Here is a 21,818-nt window from a genome sequence, read left to right as displayed (position 1 = left end):
CTGATTTTAAATTATACGAATATCAGTAATTGAATTATGAAAATTATAGTCACGAAGATAGTAAATATGATTGTTGACAGCGAACGATTAGTTGTTTTATTAATCTCTTTGCCGTATTTTTCAATCTCTCCAGGTGTTTTACTCATAATAGCACTTTCAAATCTACTTTTTTCCATCATTTCATAATCAACATAGATTAAAATCAACATATTGAAGATTGGTAAAAGCATCCACCATGGACTTGTTTTTGTTTGCGGAGCGGCAATTAAGATAAAGTATCCTGCTATTAGCATATTGTTGAATGAGAAAAGTTTATCGTGGATTCGATCAAAATACCTGAGTACATCACGTAAACCGATCTCTTCTTGTTGTTTCATATGTTGAATGATTTCATCTGACTCATTTAACATTTGATCTAATTCTTCATCTTTCATTTATTATTTATCTTTTATGAGGTTTGATATAGATAGAAGGAAGTTGGAGTTAGTCCGGCTTCAAAATTCCCTGTTCCAAAGAGGAAGTTTTCCTTTTTTTAGATAATATTCTTGGATTAAGCAGGCTTCAACATAAAGTGGCAGATCTATGAATTGTGTGTCTTTTGTTTGAAACCACTGAATTACAAGTTTATGTATATCTCCAACAATACTTTCTTCAAAATATTGTTGGCGTTTTTTTCCATTTTGTTTGTTATTGATCCTTTCCCTTAATGCTTGCTTAGGAAAAGAGCCATTTTGCTTTATTTTACCTGAAGCTCCAATATATAAAATATTTTCAAATGTAGTTTTGTTTTTAAAAATGATATACACTCCATGTTCATTAGGGACTTTATTGGATTTCTCGTTTAGCTTATCTCCCTTATTATAATCAAATTCACCATGTGAGTATTTTTCCAAAATAGAGAATAATATTTTCATACTTCTATTCCTCCATCTTAAACCTCGTTCCACACTTCGGGCAGGTGATCGTGTTGGGATCGGCCAGGGTGTGCTCAAAAAGTTCGCCTGTGCTTACTCCTAAAACTTCAGCCACTTTATCTAATGTTTCAAGAGTCGGATTTCCATTTAGCATTTTAGATAAGTTGCCTTGTGCAATCCCCATTTTCTCTGCAAGTTCGGTTAGAGTAGTACCTTTCTCTTTGCAAACCTCTTTTATCCTTAAAGCCATATACTATAATATTTAGATGTTTCTTATGCAAAAATAGCCATATATATAATGTATGGATATATGAGACTTGAAAAAATATACTGTATTATATTTTATTAACCTTAAACATATACTATAATATATGCTTATAGTATATATTTGCAGTATAAAAAATATAATAAAGTATATACAGCTATGACAAACATCGACAACATGAACAACGAACTGGCAGCGTTAGCCGTCATGAGTGAGGCAGAAGCCTGTAAGCTCTACAATGTAGACTACAAAGACGAGGCTATCCAGTACATAGTTGACTATTGGACTTGCATAGCTTGAAAACAAAGTAATAACAATTAGAACATATACAATCATGAAGACAACAACAGCGACAATCAGACAGAGAATAATTGCAGACGCTATATTAACAATGTTCGTCAAAGGTGAGATTAACACACAGAGCGATGTTGATGCTGTTATGAATAAGATTCAAAAGAATCTGAATATGTCAGTAGAACAAGCTGGTGAGTTCTTTAGAAATGCAATAGGTACTAACAATTGAAAGATATACGATCATGGCAACAAAGAAAGTACTTGAAGAAAATCTATCAAAGGTAGCAGGCATTAGTGTTGAAATTACATTCGCTCGTATCAACATGGTAACAATAGCATGGGACAGCAAAGATGATAGCGCATTCAAGCGCTTACAAACATATTTTAATGGCAAGTTGTTTGGCTATGAATATGATGAAGAATGCGATATGTCTGTTTGTTGTTTGAATATATAAGTTTAACCAGCATGGCGAAAGCCCTGCACAACATTTAAAGATATGACATTCAAAGAGTTCAAAGATATATGCAAAGCATTTTATGACGCTAACAAAGTTGCGCAAGGTTATGAGATGTATGACATATCAGAGTTTTCTGATACCTGCTTTCACTTTGAAGTATATCAGCGTGGCGAATGGACGTTAATGCTTGATTATTCAATGATTGAAGCAAACAAGGATCATACCTGTATGCTTTATGAGAATTTTGAAAACGGCGATCCTCAAAGGGTGTACGGCTACTATTCAAGGGTAGGTGATGCTTTGAATAGTATGTTGAAGGGTTCTTCTTTGAACGATCGAAAGCCAATTGAATTATATTATTAATCCGGTAGCCTTCGGGCTACCACAATATACACAATCATGAAGACAATGATTTTTTACGTAGATGGCGAAGAAATGGTGCAAGTTCAGTTTGATGCTTCTAAAATAGAACGCTTATTGACTATTATGAATAGGTTGTGCCGGTACGCTGCACACTTTGGGTATAATGTTCAAATTGCAATTAAAGATTGATTATGAATAGTGTAATTCTTGAATATAAAGCCAAAGGCGCAAAAACTTCTGAAGAATTGTTCGGTATAGACCAACAACCCGAAGAGAATTGCCCGTATATAGACAAATGTATATCCGATATATCTATTGCGTACAAAGATGTTAAAGCAGAATTAAGGCAAGCAGAAGATAATGAACTTGCAAGTTCGCTCGAATGGGGCATTGATGGTATGCACGAATCGGTAGACTATTTAGAAGAACTTCGCTCTCGTACCAACAATTTACGCCAATGGGGGCAACAGTGGAAAGATTTAGCGAAAGAGATGTTTGAGCTTTTGTCAAAAGAGCAGCAAGAAATGTTTGTTAGTGATAAATTTTTAGAAGAATGATTATGGCTAAAGCAGGTAAACGATATTTTGTTTAGGTTAACAGACTACCGTACTGAAAGTGGCGAATTGTTCGCTTGTTGTGCACCTACCTTAGAGGCGTGCAGAGAAAAACGGGATAAATGGCTTAGTTTACGACAATAGCCCTATTGTCATAAATAACGATTGAAGATATTTCTGTATCTTTGGTTATGGTAGTACCTTAGTGGTGCTATCGCGGGGTAGAGCAGTGGTTAGCTTGTCGCTTTGACTTGGCGAAGGTCCGGGGTTCGAATCCCTGTCCCGCAACTGATTATTTAATAATAAATAGACACGATTATGAATGTATTGACACTTTCGATTAAACAGAAGTTTTTCGATGAAATTTTAGCCGGTAAGAAAACACAAGAGTTCAGAGAGATCCGACCTAACACTTCTCAAAAGTATATCCGGTATAAAGTCGGCGACAAAGAATACAAGCACTTTGAAGAAGTGCCAGAAGATCAAGAACCCGAAGTTGTACCGGTTGAATACGACGCGATCAAGTTCCTTACAGGCGAATATAAGGGCATACGCCCGTTTGCTATTGTCGAGGTGAAAGGCGCAAACGTCGAAATCCTCACAGACGAAGATGGCAACGAAATCCCCTATGAAGTCGATGGTGTTGAGTACGTGTTGGCCCAAGTTGTTTATGACTTGGGTAAAGTATTAGAGAAGTCCAATGTTTAACCATTAATAATTTTGCTGAGTCGGTAGAAGAACTAACAGAACAGGTTTTGCGACCTCTAATTATAGAGGCGGCCGTAGGGGTTTGACGGTACCAGGAACAAACAGAGTTTCTCAGGGTGGTAGATTTATTACCAGAAATCAGCAGTACAGAAATGTGCGTGCTGGCTTAGGTATGAGTTCGGGATGACCTTGCTTGAGAGAACATATAGGACGATAGACCTCGTTAGAGTAAAATCTAATGAGGCTATCGTTTTTTGTTCTCTGGGTAAAGATAGCCTTGTGTTGCTGGATCTGATCTATCCTAAATTTGATCGAGTTGTATGTGTATTCATGTACTTTGTTGAAGGATTAGAGCATATTGAAAGATATATCAAGTGGGTAAAAGCCAAATACCCGAAAGTTGAATTTATCCAGGTGCCACATTGGAATCTTACTTATATTCTCCGATCCGGTATGTATTGCGTACCCAATCCGAAGATAAAACTCTTAAAACTGGCGGATGTTGATTTAGCTATGCGGTTAAAATTCGGTATCGATTATGTATTCTTTGGCATGAAGAAGGCTGATAGTATGAACCGCCGGTTAATGTTGAATACCTATCCGGATTATGAGAACGCAGGGAAGGTTTATCCTTTGGCCGATTGGACGCAAAGGGATGTACTTACTTACATGAGACAGAAAGTACTTCCTGAGCCGGTCCGGTATTCAAATAAGGCATCTGGCGGTATCGGGTTCAATCTTTATTGTTTCTTGTGGCTTCGCAAGAATTATCCGAGTGATTTGAGGAAGATTATCAAAGCTTTTCCAATGAGTGAAAGAATTTTATTTGAATACGATAATGGAACTAAGTAAATACATAAAGAGTGAATCGGTAGAACTTAACCGTTCTGCCATTCACTTCGCCGATTATAATCCAAGAAAGCTGTCCGAGGAATCACGCAAGACGTTAAAGCGTGGTATTAAGAAGTTTGGTTTAGTCGGTGGAATTGTCGTGAACAAGCGTACGGGACTGACCGTTGTCAGCGGGCATCAGCGTTTATCCGTCATGGATGATTTACAGAAGTACCCGGATAATGACTATCGCATTCGTGTTGATGTCATAGATGTGGACGAAAAGCAGGAGAAGGAACTAAATATTTTAATGAACAATCCAAATGCGCAAGGTACATGGGATTTCGATGCCCTTGCACAGCTTGTTCCCGATATTGATTGGAAGGATGCCGGGTTAACCGATGCAGACTTGAACATGATTGGCGTTGATTATCTATTGCAGACCGAAGCGGAAAACTCTATTGCAGATGCCCTGTCCGATATGATGTCACCTGTGACCGAACAGAAAGAAGCCGAGAAAGTCGCCAAGCAATTAGAGCGTGCAGAGAAGGTTGCCCACATGAAAGAAGTCAAGCAACAAGTTAAGGAGAACGCACAGAAGACAGCCGAGGATATGGATGCCTATGTGATGTTGTCTTTTGATACCTATGAAGCGAAAGCTGCTTTCATGGCAAGATTTGGGTATGATCCGGATATGAAGTTTATAAAAGGAGAGGTGTTCTCTGATCAAGTAGAAAGAGTAGATTAATATGAGTGGTAGTGAATCTCAAAATACAAAAAGCCGTGCAGGAAGAAAGCCTAAGTTTGATTACACAAGCGAGGACTTTCTTTCTCTCGTAGAGTCGTATGCCAAAAAGGGATTCACTGACAAGGAGATTGCTTATGCTATTGGATTGTCACCGCAAAAGTTTAGTGAGAAGAAGAGCGCATACAGTGAATTAAGTGATGTCCTTTCACGCGCGCGTTGTGCGATAAACTCTCTTGTTCGGGCTAAGTTTCTTGCTATGGCTTTGGGTGGGGTAAAAACAAAGAATACTACTATTCGAAAGCTGCGGGATAAGGACGGCAATCTGACAGGTGAAGAAGAGGTTCAAACTGTAGAAGGTGAACTGGCTCCCAATTTGAGCGCTCAAATGACATGGCTCTATCATTACGATGAAGATTGGAGAAAGGTTGAGCGTAAGCAGGATGAAGATGCCGATATTCCCACCGATATAAACCACGGCATTAGTATTGATTCATGGATTAAAGACAAGCTAAAATGATAGTACCCCAGGCGATATATCACCCATTGTACACTGATACGGATAAGTTCATTATCCTTATCACTGGCGGGCGTGGCTCCGGAAAGTCGTTCAATGTATCAGCTTTCGTTGAACGACTGACCTTTGAAATGACAGAAGCCGAAAAGATGGTACATCAGATCCTTTATACCCGTTATACGATGGTCTCCGCTAATATGTCCATTATCCCAGAGATGATGGAAAAGATAGAATTAGATGGGACAACAAAGTATTTCAAGACGACCAAGACGGATATAGTCAATAAAATGACTAAAAGTCGTATTATGTTTCGGGGTATAAAAACATCCTCCGGTAATCAGACAGCAAAACTAAAGTCTATCCATGCTTTGACAACTTTTGTCTGTGACGAGGCCGAGGAATGGACAGATGAGAATAGCTTTGACAAGATTATGCTCTCCATTCGGCAGATAGGAATCCAGAACCGGATTATGATCATAATGAATCCAACTGATTCCAACCACTTCATCTATAAAAAGTACATCGAGAAAACGCATAAGCTGGTAGAGATTGACGGCGTACAGGTTCAAATCTCCACTCATCCGAATGTGCTTCATATTCATACGACCTACTTTGATAACTTGGAGAATCTTTCTCCTGAGTTTTTGAAAGAGGTCGAGGATATGAAAAAGAACAATCCCGAAAAGTACGCTCATGTCGTTATCGGTAGGTGGGCCGATGTTGCGGAAGGTGCTGTATTTAAGAAGTGGGGTATTGTTAAAGAGTTTCCGCAGTGGTGTAAGAAAGTTGCTCTTGCGTCTGACTGGGGCTATACTAATGACCCGTCAACTGGCATTCGGTGCGGTATTGTTGATAACCGATTGTATGTAGATGAGCTATTCTATGAAACAGGAATGTTAACCAACGCTATCGCTGAAAAACTAAAACCGTGGGGCTTGAAAGTTTATGGTGATAGTGCAGACCCTCGTTTGATACAAGAAATCAAGAATAGGGGAGTGAATATCTATCCAGTAGATAAGTTTCCTGGTTCAATCAAGGCTGGCATTGACAAGATACATGAAATGGAACTATTCGTTACAGAACGTTCTTATCACATCATTGAAGAGCTTCGCAAATATGTCTGGGATAAAGACAAGGACGGGCATTATATCAATGAACCGGTAGACGCTTGGAATCATTGCATCGATCCAATCAGGTACTATATCTTGGGCCACATCCTCGGACGAATTTTGAAGCCGAAAGATAATTCAGGAGTATTTGCACATTAAAATATAATCAAATGAAAACGATAGACGAAATTTTAGCACTCGAAGATATAGACCGTAAAATCTACTATCTGAAGAAAGGTCGGAAAACTCAACTTCCGGATCGGGAAAAGCTCTATGCTGATTGGGACCCAAATGGACATGAGATCATCGTGGATAAAGAGAAATATCCACAGATAGAAATAACGATTGAACAGGAGAAAGAGGTCTTTGACGAAAAAACAGGCAAGACTACTGTCATACCGAAAAAAACGAAGAAGGTAGATCCTAACCGGATCGCTCTGCCTTTGGAACAGGATATCGTAAATATACAAACGGCTTTCACTGTCGGTACCGAGCCAAAGATGGACTGTACCCCGGCTGAATCGGAGGAAGGCATCTTTGAAGCCCTGAAACAAGTCTTGAAGAAGAATAAGATCAAGTATCAGAACCGGAAGATTGTTCGTTCTTGGCTTTCAGAACAGGAAGTTGCAGAATACTGGTATGTCACTAAAGATGATGGCTTTTGGGCTAAACTAAAGGCGAAAGTGGCTAATCTATTTGGTACGTCCATGCCACAATACAAACTTCGTAGTGTTCTTTGGTCTCCGTTCCGGGGTGATAAACTTTATCCGTTCTTTGATGATTCAGGTTATATGGTTGCTTTCTCGCGTGAGTACAAGAAGAAAGACCTGGACGACCACGAAATCACCTGCTTTATGACTGTGACGAAAGATGTAGTTTATCAGTGGGAGTTAGACAACGGTTGGGAGATGGTTTCCGCTTTCAAGCATGGCTTTAAGAAACTGCCTGTAATATACAGCTATCGTTCAGAGGCATATTGTAATAAGATTCGTACCATTCGTGTACGTTTGGAAAAACTTCTTTCCAGCTATGCTGATTGTATCGACTATCATTTCTTCCCTATCCTAATGCTTTTTGGGGAGATCGAGAAATTTGCAGGTGAATTGAGGAATAGGATAGTTCAACTTACAGGGCAGGGTGCAAACGCTTCATATCTGACATGGAACCAGGTACCAGATACGGTTAAATTTGAGGCCGAAGGATTGACAGAAAAGGCTTATGCGCTTACTAATACACCGCGTATCTCCTTTGAGAATCTAAAAGGGACAGGCAATGCTTTGTCCGGTGAAGCCTTCCGGTATGTCTTTATGGGGGCACATATGGCAGTAGAAAATCACTCCGAGGAAATTGGTAGCTTCATGCAACGAAGGGTAAACTTCCTTGTCTCTGCATTAGGCTCTATCAATACCAATTTTGAGAAAGCATCAGAAACGATTGATGTTGATGTAGAAATTGTTCCGTATATGATTGATAATGTCTCGGATAAAGTATCTACTGCTGTTTCCGCTGTAAATGGTGGAATATGGTCGCGCCGGGAAGGTATCTTGTTTGCCGGGAACATGGATCGCATAGATGAAGAGCTGAAGGAGATTGAAGAAGAGCAAGCTGCAAAGATGAAAATCGAAAAAACAGAACAAAAAGAGGTGGCTTAGTTAGAAAAATTACGAGGTTTATAAATTTGGATGTTTAAAAATAGAACACTTTAATCATTTTTTAGTCATGGGAAAGAAGAAGCCTAAGAAGAAAGGCGGCAAAGGCTGCTGATCGGGATAGCGGTTGCTCCGGTGGGGTAGCCGCTATTTTTATGAAAACTATTGGCTTCACGTCTTTTTTATGCTTTTTACTTCCCTTTTTACGACAATTATCATATTGTCGTGTATCACACCTTCCAAAATTTTCCACTCATATATTACCTATCTACTTTTATACCAAAGATTTTAAACGAAAATTCATACGGTATGAAAGAAAAGATTTTAGCATTACTCAAAACCAAATTCCCTGGGGTTGATGAAGCTACTTTAATCCGGATCGCTGAAAAGAAAGCGACCGGTGTTACGGACGAAAGCCAATTACAGACAATCGCGGATGGAGTAGGCTTCCAGGACGTGTTAAATTCCTATGGTGATTTCCGGGCTAATGGTGCAGGTGCTTCCGCAGTAGCTAACTACGAGAAGAAACATGGCTTGAAGGACGGTAAACCAATCGAGACTACCACTACAACTACCACGCAACAGCAGACTGCTACGGAACAGCAGCCAGACATGGCAAAGATTATCGCTGACGCGGTGGCTAATGCCGTCAAGCCTCTTTCCGACAAACTTACCCAGTTTGAGACAGAGAAAGCGCAGGCTACCCGTCAGGAGCAGATTTTGGCTAAGGCAAAGGAGTACGGTATTCCCGAATCACAAGCAAAGCGTTATGCTGTTCCCGAAGATGCAGACTTGGATGCTTATTTCAAGGATGCTAAACAGGAACTTGTAGACGCAGGATTTGCAGGCGTGAAAACTCCTGAAACCGGCGGTGATACTAAGACAGAAACCGAAGCTATCGCCAGCATGATTTCAGAGGGCACAAAAGAAATTGTTGAATCTAAAAAGTAAATTAAATGGCAGCAGGTACACATTATGACTTGACTCCGCAGTATGAACCGCAGGAGTTTTACCGTGTCGAATCTGGCGTGAGAAAGTCCGGCCCGTATAAGTTGGATATTACCAACCTTGTGGTAGGTTCTTTCTTACCTGTGTTCACTCCGGTTCAAGTCGATTTGGTGAAGCATACGCTGGTTCCCGTTCGTAATGTAAAAGTTGTAGAAGCTTATACAACCGGGGCTGATGCTCTATCCATCAAGATTGCGAAGAAATCGCTGGCTTATGCCGGCATGTTTATTGGAAGCGGCAAGAAAGGTGCGGAAGTGACGGCTATTGATAAGTCAAACAAAGATTACGATGTTTTGACCATCAAAGCGGCTTTTGGTGAGGATATCGCTAAAGATGCGATTCTGTTTGAGGCAACCGCAGTGGGAGGTACAGTAAAGAAGAATACAGCGAACTTCGTTCTTTATGATGCGAAGAAAGTTGAAAGCGATGGCGCTGTTCTTTGCACTCTTTTGATGCAGGCGTATGAGGTGAAGGAAAGTAAGTTGATTCTACCGATCCATGAGCTGGATAAGGTTGGATTGACTTGTCGTTTCCAGTTTGATTATTAATCCTAAAAAGTTTAGATATGAATTTGACCATACAAACTTTATTTACAGACCCCAACATCGTTAAGGCGGTGATTGATCGTGTGCTTCAACTGAGATTGGATACAATCTACTGGAAGCAGTACGGCGATTTCTTGGAAACCAAGCAACGTGTTTTCAAGACTTACTTGGGTACGGTTACAGGCGTTGTTGCCGGTTCTATCCTTGGAAAGAACGACCAGAAGCCCATTCGTGAAAGACGTAACCTTGGAAGCGGTTACACCGAGATTGCTTACTTGGGCGACCGCTATCAGATGGATATTGAACGTCTGTCGCAGTTGCAGGATATCATTGATAAGTTTAATGCTGCTAACACTGCTGATCAGCGTACGATCTTGCAGGAGATCATCGACTTCATCGTTGATGATTACCGTCAGGTTTTGCTTGCTCCGCATAAGCGGATGGATATCGTTGTTCCTGAATTGCTGATGACTGGTAAAGCTCAAGTTCACTTGGCTGACAACAAAGAAAATATTGAGTTGCTCGATATTGAGTTGCCATTCAATTTCATTACTCCGGATGCTTCCGTCAAGAGCAAATTTATCTCTTATATGCAGCAGACGCTCGAAGAACTGAAATCCAAGTATGGTGTATTCTCTAAGATGATCATGTCCCGTGGTACATTCAACAAGAACATTGTTGGTTGTGCTGAATTTGGCGAGACTTTCAAGATGATTCTTGGTAACAATCAGTTCTATGTCAGTGGTGGTTTGATTACCTCACAGATGGCATCCAGCGTGTTTACAGGTATCGGTCTTCCTCCGATCGAAATCAAAGAGGACTATGTAGAGAATCAGGCTGGCGAGAACGTGAAGATTTACGCTGATAACCGTATCACCCTGTTGCAGTCTGACAAAGTGATGAAGATGCGTCACCACAAGCCGTATGTAATGACAGACCCGGTGCCGGGACGTTCTTACAATACAGCGGAAGGTCAGATGTCTGTATGTAATTATCGTGACGAAGAGGGTAGATACATGGAGTACACCGCAGAATGGATTCCTGAGTTTACTACTCCGAACAAGATTGTAAACTTCGATCTTTCTACGATGAGCGCATGACGGTAAACGACTACATACAGCAGAAGTTCCAGACCTTCGGCATTAACTTGTCGGAGGCTGACCTTTTGGATATGTGTCTTACCTCTAAGATAAGCGGAGAGGATGAGATGAATGAGGATTGCTACGGCCGTGTCTCTGTGGCGATGGCGAAGTTCATCCCCTCTCTTTTACTTCGGGCTACATCTATTGGGGAAAGTGGTTTCTCAATGTCTTGGGACATTAAAGGGATTAAGGACTACTATTCTTTCTTGTGTAAGAAGTACGGGCTGAAAGACGAACTAAATACCGATAAACCCAAAGTCAAGTTCTTATGATATTCGCTCCACATAGATTAATGGTCAAGGTCGTGTCCGGTCCGTCATTTGACGAGGATATGAACCCGATCCCCCCGAAAGAGGATTGGAAAGACTTCGGTCCATGCCGGTGTGATGATAATGGCGTGATGAAGCAAATCTCCGTAAACGGGGTAATGTACGACTATAATTATCATGTAGTCTATGAGGGTGAGAAGCTAAACGCTGGTACCGAGGTGAGAATCCTGGACGGGGAAAGCGTGAGAGCTGAAGGAAAGGTTATCAAGTCCGGTAAGTCTAACTATTTCAAATATGCGGAAATATGGCTGTAGATTTTGACTTCTCAGATGTTGATGCGGCCTTTGATGAGTTCTATGAAGGGGTCAAAGAAGCGATGATTGAAGTAGGAGAGGAGGCCGTTCAGTATGCTAAGGATAAAGGAGACTATCAGGATATCACCGGTACTCTTCGTAAGTCTAACGAGTATGAAGTAGATGAAACGGGATTGACGCTGAAGAATGAGACGGAATACGCCTCTTATGTGGAAGCTAAAGGATTTGAAGTATTGAGTGGTGCCGCTTTGGAAGCGGAGAGACTTTTAAAAGAGAAATTTGAAAAATGATAACAGTAACAAAAGAAGATGTGCTTGCTAATATGCAAGATGTGATTGTAAGAACTGTAATGGAGTTCGATAAGCCGTGTACATACGTGACAGTTCGCATGAAGAATGGATTTACTTTACGGGAATCTACAACTTGTGTTGACCCTGCTAATTACAGTGAGGAAATCGGGAAAGAGATTTGTTTGCGAAAGATAGAGGATAAGGTTTGGTTCTTGCTTGGATATGCCTTACAAGACAAGCACCCTATCAATCAAACATTCAAAGACCGTCTGATTAATGAACAGCAGGACTTAGCTGAAAAGTTAAGTAAGTTGTGTGCTTTTGTTGATACTCCCAAATTTGAAGAAGTTGTTAAAGACGAACATCAACGTGATTTACTTCTGCAACAGCGTGAACACATGGGCGAGTATCTGAATATACTCAATCAACGTATCGAAGTATTGAAATGATAGTAACAGGTGACATAGAAACTATTCTGGTTCGGGACTTGAAGCCGTTCTGTATCCCTACTTACAAGAAGGATGCGATACCGGAAGGGGAAGTTATTGAAGAGAGGATAACCGTTATCCCGAAAGAACCCAAACCGGGAACTTACTGGATTAAAGGTTTCGTTGAAGTTAATTTCTGTGTGCCTGATATTAACGGAATGGCTGACAAAAAGAGACTGACTGAATTAGAGCGGCAATCGTCCGGTTTACGTTCTGTTTCCTCTTTTGACGGTTCTACCTATCGTTACAAGGTCTATTCTACCCATCAAGAGAAAGATGCACCGTTAAAATGTCATTTTGTGAATGTGAAAATAATGTTTGAAGTTTTAAATGTGAGATAATTATGGCAGAGAATAAAAAAGTCGTTGTTGTTAACCTTCAGAAGCTGGAGGTTGCGCCAATCGGGGCTGATGGTTCCGAAGGTACAGAATTTGAAGAAGTACCCGTAGTTCACGAGGACACTTTTACCTATGAGGATGAAGATCCTACGGTCACGGATTACAAAGATGTAGCTGGAAATACCTATTATTCTTCTAAGAAGCCGGGTGCGGTTAAGATCAACGCCTCTATTGGTATGTATGATCTTGAAACTAAGGCTAAGTTCCAGGGAGGTAAATTTACAGCTGGTGAGGGTGGTAAGCCGGGTACATGGGAACGTGCTGACCATGTAGAGAGTAAAGAATTTACCGCTCGTGGCACAACGGAGGACGGTGTGAGAATCATTTTTCCACGTGCAGGTGTTACTGCTTCGGGTAAGGCAAATGAAAAGGCAATTGGTTTGGCTCTTGTCTTTACGGCGTTGAAACCTACTAAAGCAGGTGTTCCTATCGAACGTTGGGAAGACGGAGAAGATACCACTCCGCAGGGATAAGTTAATAACGAGGGTGAGCAATCACCCTCTAATTTTATAAGCCATGAATGAAGCTACAAAAAATGTATCAGAATTGCTTTCTGGAACCTACGGAAAGACAATCATTGTCGGAGGAAGGGTCTATGTAATCAAAGCCCCGGCTATCAAAGTGATAATGAGAGCTACCCGGCATTTGAGTAAGGTTGATTTTCCAGAGAATGGAACTATGCAGGAGCTAATAAAGATAGTTTCCGCAAATTTGGATAATATCATCAAGGGGCTTTCTTTCCTGGTTGCTGGTGATGTCCCAGACTTTCAAGAAAAAGCTGAAAGTCTCGAAAGACAGATGCTTTCAGGTTCTAAAGAAGAATTATTGCAAGCGTATTTTATTGCTTTTGAGTTAATAACCGGACGTGATTTTTTCGTAGTCTGCCAGTTGGCGATGGAGCTGGCGAATCTGACAGTAAAACAGAAATTGTAGGAGGCAATACCATCGCCGGAAGTATCGCATCATTCATGGAAAACTTACATCTTTCCTATAGGGATGTGTATGAGGAACTTCCTTATCTTCTTTTACTTTTAATGAGTGCAGATAAACCGAGAGCTGTCTATGAGGGAACAGAGAAAAAAGAAGTAATAAAAATGTCGGGGAAGGATCTTATGAGACAGAAAAGAGGCGGGTAGTTAATCCGCCTCTTTTATTTTACGACAACAGTTCAATTGTCATATATCCTTTAGTATAAAATTCTCTCGCTTCATTTGTCTAATGTACTTTTATCCAAAACAATATATATGGCAGGATTAGTATTTCACATACAGGCTGAATATGATGCTTTGATTCGTGCACGTGAAGAAATGGCAAGGGTTAGGAAAGAGATCGAGAAATTAGATGCGACCTCTTCTCCTGAATTGATACGCTCTTTAGAGAAAGATTTAGCAAAAAGCACCAAGGAGTTTGATAGATTGGCAATGGCAACAGCTAAGAGTAGCGCTGAATTGGATTTAAATTTCAAAAAGAAGATTTTTAATGCCTCTCAAGCTGTCAATAAGTTTACAGAGGATATCATTCAGCAAAAAAATGTTGTCAAGGATGTTGAGGCTGATGTAAGGAAATTGGGAGAAGCATATAGAATAGCCGCTAAAAAGACACCGATGTCAGCAGCGGGAAAACTATCTGAATACAATGCGGCTAAACGTGTGTTAGATGGAGAAAGAGCAGCCTTGTTTGAACTAACTCAAGAACAAGCTAAAGCTCGTCTAACCGTGAAAGAATTGAGAGACGAGTATAGCCTTTACAAAAACGACTCTACAAAGGTTGTTTCTGCGAATGAAGATATTGCAGGCTCACTCAAACACATAATATTAACGGTTGCCGGTACTGATGCTATTAGGCGTTTTGTTTCAAATGTTATAGATGTTGCCGGCAATTTCCAGAAAATGGAAGCTGTATTAACAAATTCACTTGGTAGTGCTTCTAAGGTCAAAGAAGCTATGGATATGTTATCTGATTTTGGGGCAAAAACTCCATTTCAGGTAGATGAACTTACTGCGGCATATGTAAAATTAGTTAATCAAGGATTTATACCAACAGCAGAACAGATGCGCAAGTTGGGAGATTTGGCAAGTTCTACTGGAAAATCATTTGATCAATTGACTGAAGCAATTATTGACGCACAAGTCGGTGAAAACGAGCGTTTGAAAGAGTTTGGTATTCGAGCCTCTAAAAATGGTGATACAATAACATATATATTTAGAGAACAAGAAGCTGTCGTAAAAAATACAGCTTCTGCTATACGTGAATACATACTTTCTTTAGGTGATTTGGAAGGGGTAATTGGGGCTAACGAAAAAATATCCGCAACATTTGTTGGAAGATTATCTAATATAGAAGATGAATTAACTAATCAATTTAAAGATTTTGGTGAGAAATTTAATGCGGAATTATCGACAGGTATTGGTTGGGCAGGAGATTTGGTTGACAATCTTAACCGTATTATTCCGGTAATAGGTGGTCTTGTCGTTGCCTACGGAAGTTACAAAGCTGCGGTGTTAGCTGTAAATGCCGCTCATAAAGCAGGAGCTTTGTATGAAAGTATCCGATTAATGGCAATGTATCGGAAAGAAATGGGGATGGCTACTGCTGCACAGCAGGCCTTTAATATAGCTTCAAAAGCCAATATTTATGCTTCATTAATTTCATTATTAATCGGTCTTGGTACTGCTGTTTACATGTTTACAAAAAAGACAGAAGAGGCCAGTGATTCTCAGATACGATTATCTGAAGCTTCCAAAGATCTTTATGCTGAAATCGCCAAAGAAATACATATAATTGATAAGCTTTTTAGTGATCTCAAGAGAGCAAAAAAGGGCACAAAAGAATACGGTGATGCAAAGCAAAAGATTTTGGATAATTATGGTCATTATCTTGCCGGGTTAAATTCGGAAATTTCCACATTGAAAGATCAGGAAGGGGCCTATAATGCTGTAACGGAAGCAATCAAGCGTAATGTTACAGAGAAGATGAAAGAAAAATTCATTAATAAAGAAGTCGAAGGTTCAAGTGCAAAACAAGCCGAGGCATTAAAAGTTCTTCGAGATAAGATTTATAAAGACGTTGGTGAAGAAACAGGACAAGTTCTTTTTGAAAGTATAAAAGAAGCCTTATCAAAGAATAACCCAGATGATTATTTGAAAATTGTTAAACAATTAAAACAAGCAGGGATTAAGGAAGATGCTTTTGGGTATGGTAGGGTTATTACAAATGCGATAATTGATTTTAAGAATGCAGAAAAAGATATTAAACAAGTGTTTAAGGACGCTGAAGATTTATTTACGCTAAAAGATAATAAATCAAAGACTCCTATTTTTTCTTCTATATCTGATGAAATATCCAATACCACAAAAAAGATTGCAATACTCAAACAAGATATTTCTGATCTTCGTTCTGGTAAAATATCAGTAGAAGCCGGAAAGACTGTTCAGTCAGCCATTGAGGAAAAAACTAAAGAATTAAGGGCTGCCGAGGATTCTTTATCTACACTGACTGGAAGAGACAAATCCTCGGATAATAAAGCTGAAGATGAACGTAAAAAACAACTTGAAAAGCAAAAAGCGATATATAAAGAATTACTCGACCTTCGTTTTCAGAACCAACAGGATGAAATCAACTTAATGAAGGATGGTTCCGAAAAGAAGATCGCCCAAATAGAGCTGGACTATGACAAAGAGATAGCCGCCATTCTCGCTAAAGAGAAAGAGTGGAAGGACGCTCAAGATGGTAAGTTGACTAAAGAGCAAACGGTTGAGATACGTACGGCTTTGGTCAACTCCTACGTGAAGAAAGAGAAGTCAACCGGCTTGGTTAGCAGTGAACAACTGGCCGAGGAAAAGCGCATGATGAACGAGTACCTGAAGGAGTACGGTTCATACATGGAGAAGCGACAGGCGATAACCGAACTCTATAATGAGAAGATTTCAAAAGCTCTTACTTCGGGAGAGAAACTCTCTCTTGGTGAAGAGATGAAGAAAGAGCTGGCCGCTGTCGATGACGAGGCCCAGAAGAAAACCTCCATCATTACGACGCTATTCTCTGACATGAGTAAGCGGACGGTGGCCGATATCCGTACTATTGCCAAAGAAGCACAGGAGATGCTTGATTATGTCAATAGCGGCGAGTTCAAGACTGACTCGGACGGTAAGGGATTATTCGGTTTGACTAAGGAGCAATTCGATATCCTCTCCAAGTCCCCGGAGAAATTGCAGGCCATCAAAGACGAAATCGCCAACGTGAACCGTGAGGCTGACCAATGCGAGACTGCCTTTAACAAAATGTCCGGTGGGCTGAAAAAGGTCTTTGCTGCCGGTAACGATATCAGAAAACTAAAAGAAGGTCTTGCCGAGATTGAGGAAGGCATGAACGACGTTATGCAGGCCGGGCAGTTTCTCTCTGATACATTCTCCAAATTAGGTGATGCTTTCGGTGGTGCATTTAGTGGCATAGCTGAAGGACTGAATGTTGTAATGGACACGATGTCTTCTGCCATGAATGGTGCTAAAGCCGGGGCCATGTTCGGTCAGATCGGAGCCGCTGCCGGTGCAGCAATTGGCGTGGTTTCCTCTCTGGCGTCTGCTATTGCAAAAATCCACGACAAGAAAAATGAGAAACGTATTGAGCGGTTACAGGAACAGATTGATACATTGGATAAATCCTATGAGAAGTTGGATAAATCCATCCAGAAGGCTTATTCGAATGATGCTTCCAAACTGATCGACCAGCAAAACAAACTCCTGGAACAACAGAAAGTCCTTATTCAGCAGCAAATCCGTGAAGAGCAGGACAAGAAGAAAACGGACAAGGACAGGATTAAGGATTGGCAGGATCAGATCGATGAGATCAACCAGGCTATTGCTGATAATAAGGAGGCCGGCAAAGATGCCATCTTCGGTAGTGACATCAAGTCGGCTATTGATGATTTCGCCAATGCTTACGCTGAAGCATGGTCCGCTGGTGAAGATAAGGCAGATTCCGCAAAAGACCTTGTTCGGAAGATGATCAAGAACATGATCCAGGAATCTATCAAGGCGGCCGCCTCTGACCCCATGAAAGAGATCCGGGAGAAGTTGCTTGAGTTCTGGTCTGATAATTATATCAGTGATTGGGAACAAGACTACCTCGATCAGAAGGCACAGGAATTAGTCGATAAGTTGGACAAGCAGTTTGGTTGGGCTGATAAATACTTCAAAGAGGATCAACCAGAAGAAGAGGTGTCCGATAATTCTTTGAAAGGAGCTTACTCAAAGGCATCACAGGAAAGTATTGATCTGTTGGCCGGACAGACTGGTGCCGTCCGCGTTTTGCTTGAAGACATTCGAGGAGGTATGCAACCTATCCGTGAGCAAATGAAGCTCATATACGATATGCAGTCGAAAGGCTGGGAGGACGTTCATGCTATTCGTGACCTGTCAGACAAAGTCGAGAAGAACACCGAGCAGATTGCCGAGAACACGAGAGAGATCAAGGATGTAGCCGGAAAGATATCGGAGAACACTAAGGGAACAGTAGAAGCCCTGGAAGGAACAATTAACGTAAAAGTAAAAATGTGATGGACAAAGAATTTTTTGAAATAGCAAACCGGTTAGGTGCCTGCCGCCTCTTACATGGCACAGAGAGTAAAGAAGAGCTTATGCGCCTTCTTCTGACACCGCAGGGGACAGAGTTCTGCACAAAGAACAATTTCCCGTCCATGGAACAGTTGCGGGAGTTCCGAGGCGAGAAGGCTGAGAGCATGGGAATCTATATCGATACGGATGTAGAGCTAACTAATCCGGTGAAGGTGTTCCTGGCCGGCTCTAAGGCCGTTCTCCATTTCGATACCATCGCCCGGTACAACGTGATCCTGATGCACGGGGCGACGGCCGAGATCCATGCAAGTAATTACGCCGTGGTGTTCGTAAAGAACGCCGGTGGAGAGGTAGAAGTAATCAAAGATAACACAGCGAAGGTATTATGACAATAGACAGTAAGGACATATACACCGAATGGGGCTGTACGTTGTTGGAGGGTTCATTCGATACTCTTCTGAAGTACCCGAAGCGAAAGGCAGTTAAATATAATAATTGGGCAGAAGCCGACGGCATCGATCCGGATTTGTCTATCGTAGAGTTTGAGCCTAAGACGGTCAAGATGGAATTTCTCATGAAGGCCGATACGCTTGATATGTTCTGGTCCCGGTATCGGAAGTTTATTACTGATCTGTCTGCTCCGGGATATCGGGAATTTGATCTTATCCCAGGCATGACGAACCGATTGCGTTTTAATGCCGGTACCGCTTATGACAAGTTTGTCCCCTTTAATGCTGGGGAAAACCTGTCTGCCTTTGAACTCTCTTTTATAGAGGATAATCACTCTATTTTCCCGGCGACGCCTTCAGGGGGAATAAATCTTAGAGGAGACTATTCTATAAACGGGATAGACTTTGCAGACTTCGGAATCGGGTCGGATGACAACCAGGAAGATATTTTAAAGTATCCGGCAATCAAGACGCCGTTCACCGATGGCCGGACAACCGATCTTTCGACTATCAAGACACAGCACAAAGAAATTAAACTGTCTCTCTGGATGCTGGCCGGCAGTGTGGAAGAGTTCCTGAATAATTACCGGGCGTTCTTTACCCAACTTGCCGGGGCAGGGAATCAAGAATTATATATTAAATCACTGGACGGTATCATACAGATTTACTACTCGGATTGTCCCTCTTTCTCGGTGGAGATATGGCGAGAGGACCAGATAGCAGTAAGGTTTACAATCTCTGTCGTCGCTCCTGTCGTGAGTTGGGTAGATGCCGGTGGCGATATCCGTTACAGGGTACTTAAAGACCCTGACTTGGGGTTATTGGCAGATGAACAAGGTAGAATAATAGTTTTCAATTGATATGGAAGAATTTGAAGTAATAAGGGCTAATTTGCTTCCGGCAGCCGGAACGATAACCGATAACGATATGATCCTGATTGTGCAGGGAGGTAAGCCGAAACGCGCTTTGCCCTCTGCTATGATGGGTAAACAAGGTGATCCTGGGTTAAGTGCATTCTTAGGCGTGAACGACACATACGTCCTCTGGAAACAGGGTGCATCAGGAGCCTGGCAGACTCTTTTTGCTCTGGAAAAGATACGTGGACCGAAAGGAGAGAAACCGAAGTTCCGGAAAGTAGATGGTACTTTACAGATGAAGTATGAAGGTGAGCCGGATAGTGCTTTCGTAAACATCTTTGACCGGGAGGAACTGAAGCTGAAGTTTTCAGACTTGACCCCGGCTGAAGTAGATTTGCTGCGTTTCCACTTCTCTGATTTTACGGAAGAGAATAAAGCGGAGTTGATGAAGCCTGCTACCGATGCCGCTAAGGATGTGAGAGATAAAATGGATGCCATTATCAAGGAGGCAAAAAAAGTCAATAAAGACCTGACCGATTCAGTAAATGTACTTAAGGAAGAGTTGTCAGAAAATGCCGAAAATATTAATACGCAATTGACCACTTCTGCAGATTTGTTGATGAAGGGTTTGTTGGAGAATACGGAGAAAGTTAATACTGCACTTACTAATTCGGTTAATGAATTGAAAGAGCAAGCCAGTACCGAAATCACCAACATGCGCCAGTTAGAAGCCACCGTAGAAGAGGAAGAAGAAAAGCGTGGGAACAGCTACACGCAGTGGCAGGCTGCCGAACAGGGCCGTCAGAACGATGAACTGAAACGCAAAGAGGCTGAAGCTCTTCGAGAAGCGGCCGAAGAGCTTCGTGACACTGCTGAAAGTACTCGTAATGCAAAGGAAACAGATCGGCAAGCTGCTGAAGTCATCCGTCAGAATACTGAAAAGTCTCGTGTTGAAGAAGAGACCAAGCGCGCTGCCGCAGAAGATATTCGAAATCAAACAGAACAATTGCGTTCCACCGAGGAAGGAAAACGTATCGAAGAAGAGAAAAAGCGTGTTGCCGCAGAGACTTTGCGTAATCAATCAGAAATAAATCGTGATAAAGCTGAAAAGTTACGCGATGATGCAGAGACTCTTCGTGCTGCTGAAGAAGTAGACCGGGATAACGCTGAGCAGGAACGTATTGTAGAAGAGAGTAAGCGTGACATCGCAGAAAAGGCCCGCGCTGCCGCCGAAGCGGAACGACAAAAGAAGGAAGGTGAACGGATTATTGAAGAACAACTCCGGAAGACGGCAGAAGTAGCCAGGCAAGAAAACGAGACTACCCGTCAAACGCAAGAAGAGCAGCGAGAGCAGGGGACTGTACAGGCGATACTTAATGCAGAGGAAGCAACCGGCAAAGCCAATACCGCCACTGACCGCGCCAATACAGCGGCAGAGAACGCGGAAAACATAGTCAAGGGATTCCAGTCTGACTGGAACGTGGCCGATCCGTCTGATCCGAATTATATAAAGAACAAGCCGGAGATCCCGACGCTGGCGTCTGCTCCTGGCGCAGACACGCTGTCTTATGTCAATGCTGCCGGTACGACGGTTAATTTCCGGATAGGCGACGAGGTCCGCGTACTGGAAGACGGTGAGTATGTCTTTTACAAGCTCTATGATCTTGCTGGCGGTGTTGCATCATGGCAGGAAGCCGGCAGCGGGACTGCGCTTCCCGGCAATATTTACCTGCAAGGGGCAAACTATTATAATGATTCAGTAATAATAATCAAGGAGGGCTATATACAATGAGTAATAAAGGAGCATTTATCTATCAGCAAATTGAGCTTACAACGGCTGAATGGGCTACGAATACGACGAAATATCCGGCATCGGTCTGGTTGTTCGAACGCCTGGAATCCGGCAAGTTCAATATGAAGCTGGCCGATGGTGAGCATACGTTTGTGGAACTCCCGGTTGTCATGCAGGACATTGCAGTAGCGGTTAAGACAAACAACGCGACTACCTATATCCTGACGATAACGACGGCGGCAGGATCGTTTGACACGCCGAATCTGCGTGGTACGGATGGTTCGAA

At 41.7% G+C, this 21,818-nt stretch carries 28 protein-coding genes, 1 tRNA gene and 2 pseudogenes; 28 read left to right on the top strand and 3 right to left on the bottom strand.

Going from position 1 to position 21,818, the window contains the following annotated elements:
* Positions 1 to 11 precede the first annotated feature (11 nt).
* The 3 genes from DWW90_RS00155 to DWW90_RS00145 are packed head-to-tail and all read right to left on the bottom strand — an operon-like array spanning position 12 to position 1,164.
* Positions 12 to 434: a hypothetical protein gene (locus DWW90_RS00155; RefSeq protein WP_122343540.1), complete on the bottom strand. Its 423-nt coding sequence runs from the start codon at positions 432 to 434 to the stop codon at positions 12 to 14.
* 60 nt (positions 435 to 494) lie between these two features.
* Positions 495 to 914, bottom strand: coding sequence for a hypothetical protein (locus DWW90_RS00150; RefSeq protein WP_122343539.1), 420 nt, complete (start codon positions 912 to 914; stop codon positions 495 to 497).
* Positions 915 to 918: 4 nt separating this feature from the next.
* A complete protein-coding gene (locus DWW90_RS00145; protein ID WP_122343538.1) occupies positions 919 to 1,164 on the bottom strand; it encodes a helix-turn-helix domain-containing protein in 246 nt (81 codons plus the stop codon).
* A gap of 174 nt (positions 1,165 to 1,338) precedes the next feature.
* Between DWW90_RS00145 and DWW90_RS20575 the strand changes: the two genes are divergently transcribed.
* The 28 genes and pseudogenes from DWW90_RS20575 to DWW90_RS00005 all read left to right on the top strand — a co-directional run.
* The gene (locus DWW90_RS20575) at positions 1,339 to 1,479 is read left to right on the top strand and encodes a hypothetical protein (protein ID WP_199662150.1); all 141 of its coding nucleotides are present in this window, start codon (positions 1,339 to 1,341) and stop codon (positions 1,477 to 1,479) included.
* A 34-nt stretch (positions 1,480 to 1,513) separates the two neighbouring features.
* Positions 1,514 to 1,702, top strand: coding sequence for a hypothetical protein (locus DWW90_RS00140; RefSeq protein ID WP_122343537.1), 189 nt, complete (start codon positions 1,514 to 1,516; stop codon positions 1,700 to 1,702).
* 13 nt (positions 1,703 to 1,715) lie between these two features.
* Positions 1,716 to 1,928, top strand: a complete 213-nt coding sequence (locus DWW90_RS00135) for a hypothetical protein (RefSeq protein WP_122343536.1) — start codon at positions 1,716 to 1,718, stop codon at positions 1,926 to 1,928.
* Between the two features lie 42 nt (positions 1,929 to 1,970).
* Positions 1,971 to 2,294: a hypothetical protein gene (locus DWW90_RS00130; protein WP_122343535.1), complete on the top strand. Its 324-nt coding sequence runs from the start codon at positions 1,971 to 1,973 to the stop codon at positions 2,292 to 2,294.
* A 191-nt stretch (positions 2,295 to 2,485) separates the two neighbouring features.
* Positions 2,486 to 2,851: a hypothetical protein gene (locus tag DWW90_RS00125; RefSeq protein WP_122343534.1), complete on the top strand. Its 366-nt coding sequence runs from the start codon at positions 2,486 to 2,488 to the stop codon at positions 2,849 to 2,851.
* Between the two features lie 42 nt (positions 2,852 to 2,893).
* Positions 2,894 to 2,992, top strand: a pseudogene (locus DWW90_RS00120) (DUF3873 family protein); the annotation flags it as partial.
* Positions 2,993 to 3,063: 71 nt separating this feature from the next.
* Positions 3,064 to 3,136: transfer RNA gene (locus DWW90_RS00115), tRNA-Val, on the top strand.
* A 30-nt stretch (positions 3,137 to 3,166) separates the two neighbouring features.
* Complete coding sequence (locus DWW90_RS00110; protein WP_122343533.1) at positions 3,167 to 3,556, top strand: ASCH domain-containing protein; 390 nt, start codon at positions 3,167 to 3,169, stop codon at positions 3,554 to 3,556.
* Positions 3,557 to 3,739: 183 nt separating this feature from the next.
* Complete coding sequence (locus DWW90_RS00105; protein ID WP_122343532.1) at positions 3,740 to 4,408, top strand: phosphoadenosine phosphosulfate reductase family protein; 669 nt, start codon at positions 3,740 to 3,742, stop codon at positions 4,406 to 4,408.
* Positions 4,395 to 5,135 carry a ParB/RepB/Spo0J family partition protein gene (locus DWW90_RS00100; protein ID WP_122343531.1) on the top strand — a complete coding sequence of 247 codons (741 nt, stop codon included), beginning with the start codon at positions 4,395 to 4,397 and terminating at the stop codon, positions 5,133 to 5,135. Before DWW90_RS00105 ends, DWW90_RS00100 begins: the two co-directional genes overlap by 14 nt.
* A gap of 1 nt (position 5,136) precedes the next feature.
* A complete protein-coding gene (locus tag DWW90_RS00095; RefSeq protein WP_122343530.1) occupies positions 5,137 to 5,652 on the top strand; it encodes a hypothetical protein in 516 nt (171 codons plus the stop codon).
* Complete coding sequence (locus DWW90_RS00090) at positions 5,649 to 6,917, top strand: PBSX family phage terminase large subunit (protein ID WP_122343529.1); 1,269 nt, start codon at positions 5,649 to 5,651, stop codon at positions 6,915 to 6,917. The genes DWW90_RS00095 and DWW90_RS00090 overlap by 4 nt, the downstream gene beginning before the upstream one ends.
* An 11-nt stretch (positions 6,918 to 6,928) precedes the next feature.
* Positions 6,929 to 8,410, top strand: a complete 1,482-nt coding sequence (locus DWW90_RS00085; protein ID WP_122343528.1) for a phage portal protein — start codon at positions 6,929 to 6,931, stop codon at positions 8,408 to 8,410.
* Positions 8,411 to 8,716: 306 nt separating this feature from the next.
* Positions 8,717 to 9,358, top strand: a complete 642-nt coding sequence (locus DWW90_RS00080; RefSeq protein ID WP_122343527.1) for a hypothetical protein — start codon at positions 8,717 to 8,719, stop codon at positions 9,356 to 9,358.
* A 5-nt stretch (positions 9,359 to 9,363) separates the two neighbouring features.
* The gene (locus tag DWW90_RS00075) at positions 9,364 to 9,963 is read left to right on the top strand and encodes a head fiber protein (protein ID WP_122343526.1); all 600 of its coding nucleotides are present in this window, start codon (positions 9,364 to 9,366) and stop codon (positions 9,961 to 9,963) included.
* A 17-nt stretch (positions 9,964 to 9,980) separates the two neighbouring features.
* Complete coding sequence (locus DWW90_RS00070; RefSeq protein ID WP_122343525.1) at positions 9,981 to 11,060, top strand: hypothetical protein; 1,080 nt, start codon at positions 9,981 to 9,983, stop codon at positions 11,058 to 11,060.
* Complete coding sequence (locus tag DWW90_RS00065; RefSeq protein WP_122343524.1) at positions 11,057 to 11,374, top strand: DUF6706 family protein; 318 nt, start codon at positions 11,057 to 11,059, stop codon at positions 11,372 to 11,374. The genes DWW90_RS00070 and DWW90_RS00065 overlap by 4 nt, the downstream gene beginning before the upstream one ends.
* Positions 11,371 to 11,685: a hypothetical protein gene (locus tag DWW90_RS00060; protein WP_122343523.1), complete on the top strand. Its 315-nt coding sequence runs from the start codon at positions 11,371 to 11,373 to the stop codon at positions 11,683 to 11,685. The genes DWW90_RS00065 and DWW90_RS00060 overlap by 4 nt, the downstream gene beginning before the upstream one ends.
* Entirely contained in the window at positions 11,676 to 11,975 is a 300-nt protein-coding gene (locus DWW90_RS00055) for a hypothetical protein (RefSeq protein ID WP_122343522.1), read from the top strand. Before DWW90_RS00060 ends, DWW90_RS00055 begins: the two co-directional genes overlap by 10 nt.
* Positions 11,972 to 12,424, top strand: coding sequence for a Gp49 family protein (locus tag DWW90_RS20570; RefSeq protein ID WP_199662149.1), 453 nt, complete (start codon positions 11,972 to 11,974; stop codon positions 12,422 to 12,424). The genes DWW90_RS00055 and DWW90_RS20570 overlap by 4 nt, the downstream gene beginning before the upstream one ends.
* Complete coding sequence (locus DWW90_RS00040) at positions 12,421 to 12,804, top strand: hypothetical protein (protein WP_122343521.1); 384 nt, start codon at positions 12,421 to 12,423, stop codon at positions 12,802 to 12,804. The genes DWW90_RS20570 and DWW90_RS00040 overlap by 4 nt, the downstream gene beginning before the upstream one ends.
* 2 nt (positions 12,805 to 12,806) lie before the next feature.
* Positions 12,807 to 13,334, top strand: coding sequence for a hypothetical protein (locus DWW90_RS00035; protein WP_122343520.1), 528 nt, complete (start codon positions 12,807 to 12,809; stop codon positions 13,332 to 13,334).
* 43 nt (positions 13,335 to 13,377) lie between these two features.
* Positions 13,378 to 13,794: a hypothetical protein gene (locus DWW90_RS00030; protein WP_122343519.1), complete on the top strand. Its 417-nt coding sequence runs from the start codon at positions 13,378 to 13,380 to the stop codon at positions 13,792 to 13,794.
* Positions 13,795 to 14,105: 311 nt separating this feature from the next.
* Positions 14,106 to 18,416, top strand: coding sequence for a phage tail tape measure protein (locus tag DWW90_RS00025; protein ID WP_122343518.1), 4,311 nt, complete (start codon positions 14,106 to 14,108; stop codon positions 18,414 to 18,416).
* Entirely contained in the window at positions 18,416 to 18,823 is a 408-nt protein-coding gene (locus DWW90_RS00020; protein ID WP_122343517.1) for a hypothetical protein, read from the top strand. Before DWW90_RS00025 ends, DWW90_RS00020 begins: the two co-directional genes overlap by 1 nt.
* A complete protein-coding gene (locus DWW90_RS00015) occupies positions 18,820 to 19,743 on the top strand; it encodes a hypothetical protein (protein ID WP_122343516.1) in 924 nt (307 codons plus the stop codon). Before DWW90_RS00020 ends, DWW90_RS00015 begins: the two co-directional genes overlap by 4 nt.
* Position 19,744: 1 nt before the next feature.
* A complete protein-coding gene (locus tag DWW90_RS00010; RefSeq protein ID WP_122343515.1) occupies positions 19,745 to 21,532 on the top strand; it encodes a hypothetical protein in 1,788 nt (595 codons plus the stop codon).
* A pseudogene (locus tag DWW90_RS00005) lies at positions 21,529 to 21,818 on the top strand (hypothetical protein); the annotation flags it as partial. The gene DWW90_RS00010 and the pseudogene DWW90_RS00005, both read left to right, overlap by 4 nt.

Source organism: Parabacteroides sp. AF17-28, from assembly GCF_003479205.1.
Classification (GTDB): Bacteria; Bacteroidota; Bacteroidia; order Bacteroidales; family Tannerellaceae; genus Parabacteroides; species Parabacteroides acidifaciens.
Note: the sequence above shows the minus strand (reverse complement) of the source record. Positions and strands in the feature narration are given on the sequence as shown.

Excerpts from the sequence above, each read along its gene's own strand:
- DWW90_RS00155 (WP_122343540.1), bottom strand. The coding sequence starts at position 434 with ATGAAAGATGAAGAATTAGATCAAATGTTAAATGAGTCAGATGAAATC.
- DWW90_RS00150 (WP_122343539.1), bottom strand. The coding sequence starts at position 914 with ATGAAAATATTATTCTCTATTTTGGAAAAATACTCACATGGTGAATTT.
- DWW90_RS00145 (WP_122343538.1), bottom strand. The coding sequence starts at position 1,164 with ATGGCTTTAAGGATAAAAGAGGTTTGCAAAGAGAAAGGTACTACTCTA.
- DWW90_RS20575 (WP_199662150.1), top strand. The coding sequence starts at position 1,339 with ATGACAAACATCGACAACATGAACAACGAACTGGCAGCGTTAGCCGTC.
- DWW90_RS00140 (WP_122343537.1), top strand. The coding sequence starts at position 1,514 with ATGAAGACAACAACAGCGACAATCAGACAGAGAATAATTGCAGACGCT.
- DWW90_RS00135 (WP_122343536.1), top strand. The coding sequence starts at position 1,716 with ATGGCAACAAAGAAAGTACTTGAAGAAAATCTATCAAAGGTAGCAGGC.
- DWW90_RS00130 (WP_122343535.1), top strand. The coding sequence starts at position 1,971 with ATGACATTCAAAGAGTTCAAAGATATATGCAAAGCATTTTATGACGCT.
- DWW90_RS00125 (WP_122343534.1), top strand. The coding sequence starts at position 2,486 with ATGAATAGTGTAATTCTTGAATATAAAGCCAAAGGCGCAAAAACTTCT.
- DWW90_RS00110 (WP_122343533.1), top strand. The coding sequence starts at position 3,167 with ATGAATGTATTGACACTTTCGATTAAACAGAAGTTTTTCGATGAAATT.
- DWW90_RS00105 (WP_122343532.1), top strand. The coding sequence starts at position 3,740 with ATGACCTTGCTTGAGAGAACATATAGGACGATAGACCTCGTTAGAGTA.
- DWW90_RS00100 (WP_122343531.1), top strand. The coding sequence starts at position 4,395 with ATGGAACTAAGTAAATACATAAAGAGTGAATCGGTAGAACTTAACCGT.
- DWW90_RS00095 (WP_122343530.1), top strand. The coding sequence starts at position 5,137 with ATGAGTGGTAGTGAATCTCAAAATACAAAAAGCCGTGCAGGAAGAAAG.
- DWW90_RS00090 (WP_122343529.1), top strand. The coding sequence starts at position 5,649 with ATGATAGTACCCCAGGCGATATATCACCCATTGTACACTGATACGGAT.
- DWW90_RS00085 (WP_122343528.1), top strand. The coding sequence starts at position 6,929 with ATGAAAACGATAGACGAAATTTTAGCACTCGAAGATATAGACCGTAAA.
- DWW90_RS00080 (WP_122343527.1), top strand. The coding sequence starts at position 8,717 with ATGAAAGAAAAGATTTTAGCATTACTCAAAACCAAATTCCCTGGGGTT.
- DWW90_RS00075 (WP_122343526.1), top strand. The coding sequence starts at position 9,364 with ATGGCAGCAGGTACACATTATGACTTGACTCCGCAGTATGAACCGCAG.
- DWW90_RS00070 (WP_122343525.1), top strand. The coding sequence starts at position 9,981 with ATGAATTTGACCATACAAACTTTATTTACAGACCCCAACATCGTTAAG.
- DWW90_RS00065 (WP_122343524.1), top strand. The coding sequence starts at position 11,057 with ATGACGGTAAACGACTACATACAGCAGAAGTTCCAGACCTTCGGCATT.
- DWW90_RS00060 (WP_122343523.1), top strand. The coding sequence starts at position 11,371 with ATGATATTCGCTCCACATAGATTAATGGTCAAGGTCGTGTCCGGTCCG.
- DWW90_RS00055 (WP_122343522.1), top strand. The coding sequence starts at position 11,676 with ATGGCTGTAGATTTTGACTTCTCAGATGTTGATGCGGCCTTTGATGAG.
- DWW90_RS20570 (WP_199662149.1), top strand. The coding sequence starts at position 11,972 with ATGATAACAGTAACAAAAGAAGATGTGCTTGCTAATATGCAAGATGTG.
- DWW90_RS00040 (WP_122343521.1), top strand. The coding sequence starts at position 12,421 with ATGATAGTAACAGGTGACATAGAAACTATTCTGGTTCGGGACTTGAAG.
- DWW90_RS00035 (WP_122343520.1), top strand. The coding sequence starts at position 12,807 with ATGGCAGAGAATAAAAAAGTCGTTGTTGTTAACCTTCAGAAGCTGGAG.
- DWW90_RS00030 (WP_122343519.1), top strand. The coding sequence starts at position 13,378 with ATGAATGAAGCTACAAAAAATGTATCAGAATTGCTTTCTGGAACCTAC.
- DWW90_RS00025 (WP_122343518.1), top strand. The coding sequence starts at position 14,106 with ATGGCAGGATTAGTATTTCACATACAGGCTGAATATGATGCTTTGATT.
- DWW90_RS00020 (WP_122343517.1), top strand. The coding sequence starts at position 18,416 with ATGGACAAAGAATTTTTTGAAATAGCAAACCGGTTAGGTGCCTGCCGC.
- DWW90_RS00015 (WP_122343516.1), top strand. The coding sequence starts at position 18,820 with ATGACAATAGACAGTAAGGACATATACACCGAATGGGGCTGTACGTTG.
- DWW90_RS00010 (WP_122343515.1), top strand. The coding sequence starts at position 19,745 with ATGGAAGAATTTGAAGTAATAAGGGCTAATTTGCTTCCGGCAGCCGGA.